The following is an 11,332-nucleotide window of genomic DNA, read 5'->3' on the forward strand; positions in this document are numbered from 1 at the left end:
TGAACCCATGACTGATGCTGTAGCCCACGATGCCGAACTGGACGCCAGCGGCCTGAACTGTCCGTTGCCGTTGCTCAAGGCCAAGCTGGAACTCAATCGCCTGGCCAGCGGCAGCGTGCTCAAGGTGATCGCCACGGATGCGGGCTCCCAGCGTGATTTCCGCACCTTCGCCCGATTGGCCGGTCATACGCTGCTGCGTGAAGAAGACGATAACGGCGTCTACCGTTACTGGCTGAAAAAGGCCTGAAAACCGACAGCGTCTCTTAAGGATTTTTAATGTTCAAAGTGTTACGCGACTGGATCCAGCGCTACTTCTCCGATGAAGAGGCTGTAGTCCTGGCAGTGCTGCTGTTCCTGGCCTTTACCGCCGTGCTCACCCTGGGCGGCATGCTGGCGCCGGTGCTGGCGGGGATGGTGCTGGCGTACCTGATGCAAGGGTTGGTCACGACCCTGGAGCGCTTGCGGTTGCCGGGTGCGGCGGCGGTGGGCTTGGTGTTCGCCCTGTTCATGGGCTTGTTGTTGGTGTTCATAATCGTGATCGTGCCGCTGCTCTGGCACCAGTTGGTGACGCTCTTCAACGAGTTGCCGGGGATGCTTGCCAAATGGCAGTCCGTGCTGTTGCTGTTGCCCGAGCGTTATCCGCACCTGGTGTCCGACGAGCAGGTGTTGCAAGCCATTGAAGTCGTGCGCGGCCAGATCGGCAAGTTCGGCCAGTGGGCGCTGACGTTTTCGCTGTCCAGCCTGCCGCTTCTGGTCAACATCATGATCTACCTGGTGCTGGTGCCGATCCTGGTGTTTTTCTTCCTCAAGGACCGGGAAATGATCGGGCGTTGGGTCCGTGGCTACCTGCCGCGTGAGCGGGCGCTGATTACCCGGGTGGCCCAGGAAATGAATCGGCAGATCGCCAACTACATTCGCGGCAAAGTCATCGAGATTTTTATCTGCGGCGGCGTGACCTACATCGGCTTCGTCGCCCTGGGACTCAATTACGCCGCCTTGCTGGCGCTGCTGGTGGGCATCTCAGTGGTAGTGCCTTATGTTGGCACCGTGGTGGTGACCGTGCCGGTGGCCTTGATTGCGCTGTTCCAGTGGGGCTGGAGCGATCAGTTCATCTACCTGATGGCGGTCTACGGGATCATCCAGACGCTGGACGGCAACGTGCTGGTCCCGCTGCTGTTCTCCGAGGCGGTGAACCTGCATCCGGTGGCGATCATCTGTGCGGTGCTGCTGTTTGGCGGGCTGTGGGGGTTCTGGGGGGTGTTCTTTGCGATACCCCTGGCGACGCTGTTCAAGGCGGTGCTGGATGCGTGGCCGAGCAAGGAGCCGGTGGTGGCGCCGTTGTTGTAGCTTGATAAATCAGGTGATGCTGATGACCCCTTCGCGAGCAAGCCCGCTCCCACATTGGATCTGCGGTGGCTTGGTCAACACAGATCCCCTGTGGGAGCGGGCTTGCTCGCGAAGGGCCTGAACAGGCCCAAGGTAAAGTTAGGCCTTGTTGAGTGCCTGAGCCGCCGCCAACACCGCATCCACATGCCCCGGCACCTTCACACCACGCCATTCCTGGCGCAGCACGCCGTTCTTGTCGATCAGGAATGTGCTGCGATCAACCCCCAGGTATTCCTTGCCATAGAGCTTTTTCAGCTTGATCACGTCGAACAGCTGGCAGACGGCCTCGTCCTTGTCACTGATCAGCTCGAACGGGAACTCCTGCTTGCATTTGAAGTTCTCGTGGGACTTGAGGCTGTCCCGGGAGATGCCGAACACTTCGGTGTTGGCAGCCTGGAACTGCGCGTACTGATCGCGAAAACCCTGGCCTTCGGTGGTGCAGCCCGGGGTGCTGTCCTTGGGGTAGAAGTAGATCACCACCTGCTTGCCCTTGAGGGCGGCGAGGCTGATGGTCTGCCCGCTGGTGGCGGGTGCCTGGAAATCGGTAACCGGCTGGTCGACGGCAACGGCCATGAACGCTTCCTTACATTGGGTTTTGTGGGCGCCACGGTTCGATCAGGGCATCCAGGTTCATCGCATCGGCGAAGTCCAGGAACTGATCGCGCAGCCAACTGATCTGGGTGCCGGCGGGCAGGGTCACGGTGAACGTGGCGTTGAGCATGGTGCCGCCGGTCTGCGGGGCCTGGTAGGTGTCGCAGGTCAGGTTTTCCAGCTCGACGTGATGGTCCATGAAGAACTGGCACAGCTCGTTGATGATGTCCGGGCGGTAGGCCGAGCTCACATAGGCCACGTAGGGCAGGGCCTGGGGACGGTTCTCCAGGGCGGCGCTACGCACCACGTTGACGGTGAAGGCATGCTTCTTGGCCAGCACCGGCAGGCTGCCTTCCAGGCGAGCCAGGGCGTCCCAGCTGCCGGAGATCTCGAGCACGAGGGCACTGCATTCGCCATGACGGGTCAGGCGTGAGGTCACGACGGCGCAGCGATTTTCATGGCTGGCGCGGCACAGGACGTTAGTCAGCTCCATGGGGTTGGCGCCAAGGGCACTGATAACAAGGAATTGTTCGCGGACTGTGGGGGTGGACATGCAGCATTCCTAAAGCGATGAGCGGTCGGTACCTTTGCCGCTCGACACAGCGCCAGGCCCGGAAAAACGAACGGCTCAAGCCTTGTGCCCGGGGTTGCGCTGCATTCCACGACAGCAGGAACGCACCAGGACAAACCCGGGATCGGGGCTTGTGGCGTCGAAAACGGAGGCTGGAAACCGGCGTATGAGCTTGTCGGTACCGATCAAAGCCTGAAGGGTAGCGAAAACCATCGCCAAGGGGAATGGTAGTTCGCTTGTACAAGCATCTTGGCGCCAGTACCATTACCGCTCTCTTTTTCCGGCAGGAGCGGTTTCATGATTGCGGGCAGTATGGTGGCACTGGTCACACCCATGGATGCACAAGGGCATCTTGACTGGGCCAGCCTCAGCAAACTCGTGGACTTCCACCTTGAGAACGGCACCCATGCCATTGTCGCCGTCGGTACCACCGGCGAGTCGGCAACCCTCGACGTCAATGAGCACATCGAAGTCATCCGTGCCGTGGTCAAGCAGGTCAACGGTCGCATTCCCGTCATCGCCGGGACCGGCGCCAACTCGACTCGCGAAGCCGTCGAACTGACCCGCAACGCCAAGGAAGCCGGTGCCGACGCCTGCCTGCTGGTCGTTCCGTACTACAACAAGCCGACCCAGGAAGGCTTGTACCAGCACTTCAAGCACATTGCCGAAGCCGTCGACATCCCGCAGATACTCTATAACGTTCCCGGCCGCACCTCCTGCGACATGCAGGCCGAGACCGTGATCCGCCTGTCCACCGTGCCGAACATCATCGGCATCAAGGAAGCCACCGGCGACATGAAGCGTGCCAAGGCCATCATCGACGGCGTGAGCAAGGACTTCATCGTGCTGTCCGGCGATGATCCGACCGCGGTCGAGCTGATCCTGCTGGGTGGCAAGGGCAACATCTCCGTCACGGCCAACGTTGCCCCGCGCGAAATGGCCGACCTGTGCGAGGCCGCGCTCAAGGGCGACGCCGAGACCGCACGGGCCATCAACGAAAAACTGATGCCGTTGCACAAGGACCTGTTCCTCGAGGCCAACCCGATTCCGGTGAAGTTTGCCCTGGTTGAAATGGGCCTGATGCACGAAGGCATCCGCCTGCCACTGACCTGGCTGAGCACCCCCTGTCACGAACCGCTGCGGCAGGCCATGCGCCAGTCCGGCGTCCTGGTTTAATTGAGGAAGTACAACGCATGAAGCGAATGGCCGGACTTTCCGCACTTGCCTTGATTATCTCCAGCACCAGCGGCTGCGGATGGATCTGGGGGCCGGAAGGTTACTTCCGCGACCGTGGTAGCGATTACCTGCAGGCGCAACAGACTGCACCGATGCAGCTGCCGCAAGACGTCAGCGTTGCCAAGCGCCTGGATCCGCTGCTGCCGATCCCGCGCAACGTAGCCGACGACAGCGTCAAGGGCGAATACATCGTCCCACGTCCACAGCCGCTGTCGGCCGTGGCCGATGCCAGCGACTACACCCTGCAGAAGAGTGGCGATTCCAGCTGGGTCATGGGCCAGCATCCACCGGCCGAAGTCTGGCCTGTGGCGATCCAGTTCTTCCAGGACAACGGTTTCCGCCTGGACGAACAGCGCCCGCAAACTGGCGAATTCACCACCACCTGGCAGCGCGCCGATGAACTGTCCGCCGCCATGGCCAAGCGCATGAGCGCCGCCGGTGTCGCGGCCGACAGCGAAACCCGCGTGCGGGTGCGTATCGAGCCAGGCGTGCAGCGCAACACCAGTGAAGTCTATGTGGTCAGCGCCGAGCGGCCTGCCGGCAGCACCGCCGACGTGGCCTTCACCAACCGTTCGGTCAATACCGGCCTGGACGCTGCCCTGGTGGACGACATGCTTGCCAGCATGAGCCGTACCGCAGAGCAGGGCGGCTCGGTTTCGATGCTGGCTACCCGCGACTACGACACCCCGAGCCGCGTCAGCCTGAGCGAAGACGGCAGCGGCAACCCGGTGCTCAACGTCGGCTCCGACCTGGACCGTGCCTGGTCGAGCGTTGGCCGTGCGCTGGAGCAGGGTGAATGGCGCGTTGAAGACATCAACCGCAGCCTGGGCCTGTACTACATCAACCTCGCTGAGAAGGCCGAGAGGAAAGACGAGAAGCCTGGCTTCTTCAGTGGCCTGTTCGGCAGCAAGCCGGACAAGGAAGAAGTCGAAGCCCGCGCCGAGCGTTACCAGGTTCGCCTGAGCAAGGTCGGCGACAACGTCCAGGTCACCGTCGAGAAGAACATCAACACCGTGGCGCCGGCCGATGTGGCCCGCAAGGTGTTGGGCTTGATTCAGGACAACCTGGGCTGATCCGATGCGTTTTGCCGTTCTCGGCAGCGGTAGCCAAGGGAACGGCACGCTGGTAGCCAGTGCCGGCACGTATGTGTTGGTCGATTGTGGTTTCTCCCTGCGGGAAACCGAGAAGCGCCTGTTGCGCCTGGGTGTGCACCCGGCGCAACTGAGCGCGATACTTGTGACCCACGAACATGCCGACCACGTGCATGGCGTGGGTTTGCTGTCTCGGCGCTACAATCTGCCGGTGTACCTGAGCCGTGGCACACTGGAAGGCCTGCGCAAGCCCATCGAACCGGCCGGCTTCGTGGCCGGTGGCGAGCAACTGCGCATCGGTTGCCTGGATATCAGCGTGGTCAGCGTGGCGCACGATGCCCGGGAACCGACGCAATATGTGTTCAGTGACGGCGAGCGGCGTTTTGGGCTGCTGACCGACCTGGGGTCGTATTGCAACAGGGTGATGGACAGTTACCGGGACCTCGATGCGTTGATGATCGAGTCCAACCACTGCCGCGACATGTTGGCGCGTGGTTACTACCCGTACTTCCTCAAGCAGCGGGTAGGCGGGGAATACGGACATTTGAACAACCACCAGGCAGCGTTCCTGGTGGCCGAGTTGGGCTGGCAAGGCCTGCAACACCTGGTCCTGGCCCATCTGAGCAGCAAGAACAACCTGCCGCAGCTGGCCCGGCAATGTTTTGTCGACACCCTCGGGTGCGACCCGGACTGGCTGCAACTGGCCGATCAAGATTCAGGGCTCGACTGGCGACATATCGCCTAGCCCACTACTTAGCAAGCGGAGCCCATCATGGAAAAACGTGAAGAACTCTACCGCGGCAAAGCCAAGTCGGTTTACAAGACCGACGACGCTGACCGCTTGATCCTGCTGTTTCGCAACGACACCTCGGCGTTCGACGGCAAGCGCATCGAACAGCTGGACCGCAAGGGCATGGTGAACAACAAGTTCAACGCCTTCATCATGCAAAAGCTCGAAGCCGCCGGCGTGCCGACCCAGTTCGACAAGCTGCTGGGCGACAACGAATGCCTGGTCAAGAAGCTGGACATGATCCCGGTCGAATGCGTCGTGCGTAACTACGCCGCCGGCAGCCTGGTCAAGCGCCTGGGCGTGGAAGAGGGCATGAAGCTCAACCCTTACACCTTCGAGCTGTTCCTGAAGGACGACGCCAAGGGCGACCCGTTCATCAACGAATCCCACGTCGTGGCATTCGGTTGGGGCACCGCCGAGCAACTGGTCCGCATGAAGGAATTGTCCCTCAAGGTCAACGAAGTACTGACCAAGCTGTTCGACGACGCCGGCCTGCTGCTGGTGGACTTCAAGCTTGAATTCGGCGTGTTCAGCGACGGCTCCATCGTCCTGGGTGACGAGTTCAGCCCGGACGGCTGCCGCCTCTGGGACAAGGACACCAAGAAGAAGATGGACAAGGACCGCTTCCGCCAAGGCCTCGGTGATGTCATCGAAGCCTACGAAGAAGTTGCCCAGCGTCTGGGTGTGCCGCTGTAATCGACGCAAGCATCTGATAGCACGGAAAAAATTTCGCTCGGGGGTTCGCTTCCGGCGAATGTGCTGGTATGATGCGCGCCACTGGAGAGATGCCGGAGTGGCCGAACGGGACGGATTCGAAATCCGTTGTACTGGCGACAGTACCTAGGGTTCAAATCCCTATCTCTCCGCCATTATTGTGTATGACTAAGCCCCTGAAATGGTTGAACATTTCAGGGGCTTTTTCGTTTTCATCATCTGTCAGTCTGGCGTAAATCCTGTGGGAGCAAAGCTTGCTCGCGATTGAGGTAAGCCAGCTAACAACGATATTGGCGACTCTACCGCTATCGCGAGCAAGCTTTGCTCCCACAGACCTTACCTCTAGCTGACAAGTATTATCCCTAGACAGGTTCCGCATCCAAGCGTCGGGCGATGACATCGAGCATGTCGCAGCCATCCCTTAAGGGAATGCAGCACAGCTGTGCAAAGTCCTGGAGGACCACTGAGTCACTCGGAATATCCCCTCGCATGGCGAGGTTCTCTAAAAGCTGGGTGACCGCGCGAATTCTATAGCCCGCCGTGTCGAGCAGGGTGTGCAAAGGCGCTGAGGTATCGACAAAGAGGGGTTGATCGTCGGCATTGCTGGTAAGAGCCAGGAAAACGGGGACAGACCACGATTTTGAGGCGGGACGATTACAACTGAACTCAAAATCGTGGTCTGTCCCCCCGTATCTGTAAGCAGTGCCAATGCCACTGTTCCGAGCGTCTACCATCATAACGTCTTCACGCTAGAATTCTGCTTCGCATCCCCCTGCTGCGTTCATCACCCAATGTCAGCAACTCGCTAGAGAAAGTGAACTACAGTTTGCGTAACCACAAAGTGACGCTGTTAGCTGGAGAGAATCATTCTCGCAAGCATTACCCATGGAGTATCACCATGAGAGCATTCATTGTACTGGTAATGTTGGTGTTCGGCAGCGCGATGTCTTCCGCCGCCACATTCGATGGCTATCAATGCCAGGGTGACTGCTCAGGGCATCAGGCTGGGTATGACTGGGCAGAGCAGAACGACATTGATGACGAGGATTCTTGCGATACGTCGTCCCAATCATTCAATGAAGGTTGTCAGTCATTCGTTGAAGGTGGTAGCGGGATTGCCTCATCGGATGACGAAGAAGACGAATGAGGGGTGTGATGGCAGCAGGCCATGACAGCCGTTAACATGGCCGCTCATTCAAAAGGATTTCAGCATGAAGACATGGGGCGGGGCGGTTGCACTAGTTGGGACGCTGGCAAGTGGTGGTGCTATGGCGGACGGAAACAAGCTCCTAGAGTTCTGCCAATCGACGGTGCGTTATGTTGATACCAAGGGCCTGGAAGGCGATGCGTTCAGTACGGGCTATTGTCTCGGGGTGATCACCGGTGTCACATCCCTACGAGGCTTGACCAATCCCGGCCTTCCCAGGAACGCTCAAACATGCCCGCCATCACCACCACCATCAGCAACACAGGTTGCAAGGATTTCCGTGAAGTACATGACGGCGAACCCTGAAAGGCTGAATTTGGATGATGGCCCTATTGTGCTGCTCGCCTTACAGCGGGCCTATCCTTGCAAGTGACCAAGGACGACTTCCACAGAATCCATGGTGCCACCTGTAAACGCCAACGTTAGCTGTTATAAATCGCCCCCCCCCAAGTCTCACAATTGAGCAGTAGTTATTACTTACAAGGAGTGTTGTTATGGCCATGATTACCTGTATTGACTGCAACAAAGAAATGTCTGATGCCGCACCAGCTTGTCCAGCCTGTGGAAGGCCAAACACTATAGCCACCCACTCTGATCGTCCTGTCGGTATGTTGCTGGGGATCGGAATATTCTTGATGCCGCTAGTATTTTCGTGGTTCACACTTAGGAAAGGCCACACTGCAAAAGCGAAGATTATTTCATTCGCATGGCTTGTGATTTCTTTAGTTTTTGTCGCCGCACAAGATGGCGGCACAAAGAGCACCGCGTCTGTCCCATCTACTACTCTCTCATCTAGTTCTGTCCCATCACCTGCGGCTCAGTCTAAACAAGTGATGCAGGTGGGAATCCGACAGATTCTTTCAGACTACAAAAATAATGAAGTTGGTGCAGATAATAAGTACAAGGGAAATCATGTGCAGGTTACTGGCATCGTTGGTGATATCAAGAAAGATATCATGGATAATCTCTATGTGACGCTTGGTACCGGTGCACAATTTGAAATTCCGGAAGTTCAAGCGTTTTTTGATGACTCAATGAACAGCAAGCTTGGTAGTTTGAATAAGGGCCAGAAATTGACCGTGGTGTGCCGCATTGATGGTTTGATGATGAATGTCCTTGGTAAAGACTGCATCATCCAATAACACCTATCAGTCAGTTCGTTCGAGCAGACGGCCTGTATGGGCCGCTGCTCAAGTCAAACATTAGGCAGGTAGGTGCAAAATGAAAATTAAGCGCATGCCGCAATTATTAAAGTACACAGATTGGCTTGAAAAAGCCAAATTCGAAATGCAACGCTACAACGAGACTTTCAGTGTGTATTATTTGGCAAATATTTTTTAACTCTCAACGCTTTACCAGAATGGATATCAAAAAGTGACAGCGCATCAAGTCGCTTGCGAACGCTTGCAAAAAACAAGCTTGGAACTATGCGAGAAACAAATGATACCTTTCATCTAGATGAAATGAAATTGCATGAGCTAGATCATCAGTTGAGATTTATTCGTTTGTTTTGCAATCATTCCAAACATGGTGACCCAAAGAACAAGCTTCCACAAATTACGATGAGCGTGCGTCTGCCAATAACCTTCCCAGTTAAATTTGATGAAATTCAAGTGGGTGGCGTTACCGTGGCGGTGTTGCCAATATTAGAGTCGGTCATTAAATACTGGGAACTCGAGATCGCAGAAGCCTAATAAGGAGCTTCTTTCAGAGGCAAAGCGTAGTGGTTCTTGGGGTGTGGCCCGCGAAGAGCACTGAATGATGGTCGGGATAATTTCCCGATGAATTTCCAAATTCCGTTACCCCGTTTCCTTCAGGGTCTTGCCGCTCCACAGCAAACCGCTGGTGGAGCTGCGGAAAAAAAACTATGCAAGAGCTGTGCAATATCGCCATTGTGCGTAATATTACAGGGCCATTCTGTGTTGGAAAGAAGTCATGTTTAAACGTAATACCGAAAGAAATACGAAGACTCAGGCAGGCATAGAGTTTGTCGACCTGCTCAATAAGGACATCAAGGACAATCCTGAGAGGATCCAGCCCGTCTCTCGTGTCCTATTGCAGCGAATTCAAATTATTCGCAATCAGGCAGACGCCAATCGTCGTCGCGAGCTCCAAGAAGACTAAGCGTACTGAAATATCGGAACAGGTCTTCGACGCGGAGAGCACGAATATTTTGCTTAGAGTTAGATTCTGTCAGTCATCTATCTCAGGGAAAGTGATTTTTCCCACAATCCAAGGTTCCACAATGTCACTATGAATCGTACGTAAAAAAGATCCCCATTCCGTACGGTTGTGAGCGTCTGGCCCAATGATCGTAAGCAGTAGGTACGCATCTTTGAAATCATCATAGGCATAGATAAGCCAGAAGTCGTTGTCAGAGTCTTCCGTTAGGGCTGTGCGATAGTACTGGCGGCCGATTTTGGCCCAGCGAGCTTGTGTTTCTGCAGTGCTTGCCAAATGGATGTGGTACATATCGCTCAGATCGAGATTTTCATCTCTGCCAAAGATGGCCGGAAGATCACCGCACACTTTGTAGTTATAAAAGTGTGCGGCAATATTTTTCCAGTTCTGTGTTTCTTCAAAAAGTGCGGAAATTTTAACGGCCAGCATCCACGCCTACTTTGTAATAGGAAGCTTGCCAGTGATTACAAATTTATCGAACACTTTCTGACCATCACGTGCAGCTTGTCGAACGTCAAGAAATGTCAGCTCTTCGTGAGTGACTTTTCTACGCGCTTTCTCGACTTTTTTTGTGGTAGCCATCGGAGCCTCCGAGGTGTGTGTATTCATGCTGATCAGCTTATGTGATTAATCGAGTCCGGGCAAACCGGAGGGTTTCAGTGTCGTAGAACCATGTTCGTTTCGACGAAATGGGCCCCATCAGGGGCCCTTTGAACTAGGCCGGCTCTGCGTCTAAGCGTCGGGCTATGACATCGAGCACGTCGCAACCATCCCTCAACGGAATGCAGCACAGCTGTGCAAAGTCCTGAAGGACCACTGAGTCGCTGGGAATGTCCCCTCGCATGGCGAGGTTCTCTAAAAGCTGGGTGACCGCGCGGATTCTATAGCCCGCCGTGTCGAGCAGGATGTGCAAAGGCGCAGTGGTATCGACAAAGAGGGGTTGATCATCGGCATTACTGGTAAGAGCCATGTATCTATTCATTTTTTAAACTCCATTTGATTGAGGACCTTCTTAGTCGTCGCCAAACGAATAAGGTGGTAGCTGTACGCGGGTTGGCGAACCGGACAAATAGAAAAACCGGCAGATCCGAAGATCTCCCACGCACAGCTACCGAAAAGCAGCATATTGCGCACGGTAGCGTTCCGCAATCCGCGAGAGGTTCCTGCATATTTGTCATGGGTCGCCAAACCCTAGCCGCTCTTACGAACGACACTTGGACTATAGGGCCCTTCTGTAGAAATCATCAATCAGATGATGAGTCAGAAAATTCTCTAAATTATGTGGGCGCGAAATGTCAGAAAATTCCCCGCAGCTATTGCCTCCCCCCGCCTTTTTTATCCCGCCCAACCCACTCCGCGACCTGCATAACCCCGGTGCCTTCCAGACCCAAAGCTTTGTAACAATTAGACTAATGGTCTATAGCTCAAGGCATGGCTGCCGATAGGTCAGTTAATCCCAATGAAAGGAGTGACACCCCATGCTGCGGTTTTTTGCCGATCTGGGCTTTCGCTGGAAAATCACCCTTCCGATCGCATTCCTGGCTGTGTTGCTGGGGCTGATGGGG

Annotated in this window: 16 protein-coding genes and 1 tRNA gene; 12 read left to right on the plus strand and 5 right to left on the minus strand. The window is 56.0% G+C overall.

What is annotated here, in order from left to right; all coding sequences use genetic code 11:
- Nucleotides 1-7: 7 nt before the first annotated feature.
- On the plus strand, nucleotides 8-247 hold the full coding sequence (locus B0E42_RS07140) for a sulfurtransferase TusA family protein (protein WP_014337032.1): 240 nt from the start codon (nucleotides 8-10) through the stop codon (nucleotides 245-247).
- 29 nt (nucleotides 248-276) lie between these two features.
- A complete protein-coding gene (locus B0E42_RS07145) occupies nucleotides 277-1,347 on the plus strand; it encodes an AI-2E family transporter (RefSeq protein ID WP_018606852.1) in 1,071 nt (356 codons plus the stop codon).
- A 138-nt stretch (nucleotides 1,348-1,485) separates the two neighbouring features.
- Here the strand turns inward: B0E42_RS07145 and B0E42_RS07150 are convergent, their stop codons facing one another.
- Together B0E42_RS07150 and B0E42_RS07155 are read right to left on the minus strand one after the other, a co-directional pair.
- Entirely contained in the window at nucleotides 1,486-1,959 is a 474-nt protein-coding gene (locus tag B0E42_RS07150; RefSeq protein WP_077506086.1) for a peroxiredoxin, read from the minus strand.
- 10 nt (nucleotides 1,960-1,969) lie between these two features.
- Nucleotides 1,970-2,530: a glycine cleavage system protein R gene (locus B0E42_RS07155; protein WP_003184325.1), complete on the minus strand. Its 561-nt coding sequence runs from the start codon at nucleotides 2,528-2,530 to the stop codon at nucleotides 1,970-1,972.
- Between the two features lie 315 nt (nucleotides 2,531-2,845).
- Between B0E42_RS07155 and dapA the strand changes: the two genes are divergently transcribed.
- The 5 genes from dapA (at nucleotide 2,846) to B0E42_RS07180 (ending at nucleotide 6,534) form a co-directional block, all read left to right on the plus strand.
- The gene (gene dapA, locus B0E42_RS07160) at nucleotides 2,846-3,724 is read left to right on the plus strand and encodes a 4-hydroxy-tetrahydrodipicolinate synthase (RefSeq protein WP_077506087.1); all 879 of its coding nucleotides are present in this window, start codon (nucleotides 2,846-2,848) and stop codon (nucleotides 3,722-3,724) included.
- Nucleotides 3,725-3,741: 17 nt separating this feature from the next.
- Nucleotides 3,742-4,857 carry an outer membrane protein assembly factor BamC gene (gene bamC / locus B0E42_RS07165; protein WP_024616117.1) on the plus strand — a complete coding sequence of 372 codons (1,116 nt, stop codon included), beginning with the start codon at nucleotides 3,742-3,744 and terminating at the stop codon, nucleotides 4,855-4,857.
- Nucleotides 4,858-4,861: 4 nt separating this feature from the next.
- Nucleotides 4,862-5,620 carry an MBL fold metallo-hydrolase gene (locus tag B0E42_RS07170; protein ID WP_018606836.1) on the plus strand — a complete coding sequence of 253 codons (759 nt, stop codon included), beginning with the start codon at nucleotides 4,862-4,864 and terminating at the stop codon, nucleotides 5,618-5,620.
- Nucleotides 5,621-5,647: 27 nt separating this feature from the next.
- A complete protein-coding gene (gene purC / locus B0E42_RS07175) occupies nucleotides 5,648-6,361 on the plus strand; it encodes a phosphoribosylaminoimidazolesuccinocarboxamide synthase (RefSeq protein WP_018606833.1) in 714 nt (237 codons plus the stop codon).
- 83 nt (nucleotides 6,362-6,444) lie between these two features.
- Nucleotides 6,445-6,534: transfer RNA gene (locus tag B0E42_RS07180), tRNA-Ser, on the plus strand.
- Nucleotides 6,535-6,741: 207 nt separating this feature from the next.
- Here B0E42_RS07180 and B0E42_RS31425 read toward each other — a convergent pair.
- Nucleotides 6,742-6,996, minus strand: coding sequence for a short-chain dehydrogenase (locus B0E42_RS31425; protein WP_077506094.1), 255 nt, complete (start codon nucleotides 6,994-6,996; stop codon nucleotides 6,742-6,744).
- A gap of 281 nt (nucleotides 6,997-7,277) precedes the next feature.
- Here B0E42_RS31425 and B0E42_RS07190 point away from each other — a divergent pair, with 281 nt between their 5' ends.
- The 5 genes from B0E42_RS07190 (at nucleotide 7,278) to B0E42_RS07205 (ending at nucleotide 9,710) form a co-directional block, all read left to right on the plus strand.
- Nucleotides 7,278-7,526, plus strand: a complete 249-nt coding sequence (locus tag B0E42_RS07190) for a hypothetical protein (RefSeq protein WP_077506088.1) — start codon at nucleotides 7,278-7,280, stop codon at nucleotides 7,524-7,526.
- Nucleotides 7,527-7,590: 64 nt separating this feature from the next.
- A complete protein-coding gene (locus B0E42_RS29810; RefSeq protein WP_139353105.1) occupies nucleotides 7,591-7,959 on the plus strand; it encodes a Rap1a/Tai family immunity protein in 369 nt (122 codons plus the stop codon).
- A gap of 121 nt (nucleotides 7,960-8,080) precedes the next feature.
- Nucleotides 8,081-8,728 carry a hypothetical protein gene (locus B0E42_RS07195; RefSeq protein ID WP_077506089.1) on the plus strand — a complete coding sequence of 216 codons (648 nt, stop codon included), beginning with the start codon at nucleotides 8,081-8,083 and terminating at the stop codon, nucleotides 8,726-8,728.
- Between the two features lie 285 nt (nucleotides 8,729-9,013).
- Nucleotides 9,014-9,280 carry a hypothetical protein gene (locus B0E42_RS07200; RefSeq protein ID WP_139353106.1) on the plus strand — a complete coding sequence of 89 codons (267 nt, stop codon included), beginning with the start codon at nucleotides 9,014-9,016 and terminating at the stop codon, nucleotides 9,278-9,280.
- 241 nt (nucleotides 9,281-9,521) lie between these two features.
- On the plus strand, nucleotides 9,522-9,710 hold the full coding sequence (locus tag B0E42_RS07205) for a hypothetical protein (RefSeq protein WP_077506091.1): 189 nt from the start codon (nucleotides 9,522-9,524) through the stop codon (nucleotides 9,708-9,710).
- Between the two features lie 69 nt (nucleotides 9,711-9,779).
- Here B0E42_RS07205 and B0E42_RS07210 read toward each other — a convergent pair whose 3' ends face one another.
- Both B0E42_RS07210 and B0E42_RS07215 read right to left on the minus strand, forming a co-directional pair.
- The gene (locus B0E42_RS07210; RefSeq protein WP_077506092.1) at nucleotides 9,780-10,196 is read right to left on the minus strand and encodes a type II toxin-antitoxin system YafO family toxin; all 417 of its coding nucleotides are present in this window, start codon (nucleotides 10,194-10,196) and stop codon (nucleotides 9,780-9,782) included.
- Between the two features lie 286 nt (nucleotides 10,197-10,482).
- The gene (locus B0E42_RS07215; protein WP_077506093.1) at nucleotides 10,483-10,749 is read right to left on the minus strand and encodes a short-chain dehydrogenase; all 267 of its coding nucleotides are present in this window, start codon (nucleotides 10,747-10,749) and stop codon (nucleotides 10,483-10,485) included.
- Nucleotides 10,750-11,332 lie beyond the last annotated feature (583 nt).

Origin of the sequence: Pseudomonas sp. A25(2017), from assembly GCF_002001065.1 — a bacterium.
Lineage (GTDB): Bacteria > Pseudomonadota > Gammaproteobacteria > Pseudomonadales > Pseudomonadaceae > Aquipseudomonas > Aquipseudomonas kilonensis.

Excerpts from the sequence above, each read along its gene's own strand:
- B0E42_RS07140 (WP_014337032.1), top strand. The coding sequence starts at position 8 with ATGACTGATGCTGTAGCCCACGATGCCGAACTGGACGCCAGCGGCCTG.
- B0E42_RS07145 (WP_018606852.1), top strand. The coding sequence starts at position 277 with ATGTTCAAAGTGTTACGCGACTGGATCCAGCGCTACTTCTCCGATGAA.
- B0E42_RS07150 (WP_077506086.1), bottom strand. The coding sequence starts at position 1,959 with ATGGCCGTTGCCGTCGACCAGCCGGTTACCGATTTCCAGGCACCCGCC.
- B0E42_RS07155 (WP_003184325.1), bottom strand. The coding sequence starts at position 2,530 with ATGTCCACCCCCACAGTCCGCGAACAATTCCTTGTTATCAGTGCCCTT.
- dapA (WP_077506087.1), top strand. The coding sequence starts at position 2,846 with ATGATTGCGGGCAGTATGGTGGCACTGGTCACACCCATGGATGCACAA.
- bamC (WP_024616117.1), top strand. The coding sequence starts at position 3,742 with ATGAAGCGAATGGCCGGACTTTCCGCACTTGCCTTGATTATCTCCAGC.
- B0E42_RS07170 (WP_018606836.1), top strand. The coding sequence starts at position 4,862 with ATGCGTTTTGCCGTTCTCGGCAGCGGTAGCCAAGGGAACGGCACGCTG.
- purC (WP_018606833.1), top strand. The coding sequence starts at position 5,648 with ATGGAAAAACGTGAAGAACTCTACCGCGGCAAAGCCAAGTCGGTTTAC.
- B0E42_RS07190 (WP_077506088.1), top strand. The coding sequence starts at position 7,278 with ATGAGAGCATTCATTGTACTGGTAATGTTGGTGTTCGGCAGCGCGATG.
- B0E42_RS29810 (WP_139353105.1), top strand. The coding sequence starts at position 7,591 with ATGAAGACATGGGGCGGGGCGGTTGCACTAGTTGGGACGCTGGCAAGT.
- B0E42_RS07195 (WP_077506089.1), top strand. The coding sequence starts at position 8,081 with ATGGCCATGATTACCTGTATTGACTGCAACAAAGAAATGTCTGATGCC.
- B0E42_RS07200 (WP_139353106.1), top strand. The coding sequence starts at position 9,014 with ATGCGAGAAACAAATGATACCTTTCATCTAGATGAAATGAAATTGCAT.
- B0E42_RS07205 (WP_077506091.1), top strand. The coding sequence starts at position 9,522 with ATGTTTAAACGTAATACCGAAAGAAATACGAAGACTCAGGCAGGCATA.
- B0E42_RS07210 (WP_077506092.1), bottom strand. The coding sequence starts at position 10,196 with ATGCTGGCCGTTAAAATTTCCGCACTTTTTGAAGAAACACAGAACTGG.
- B0E42_RS07215 (WP_077506093.1), bottom strand. The coding sequence starts at position 10,749 with ATGAATAGATACATGGCTCTTACCAGTAATGCCGATGATCAACCCCTC.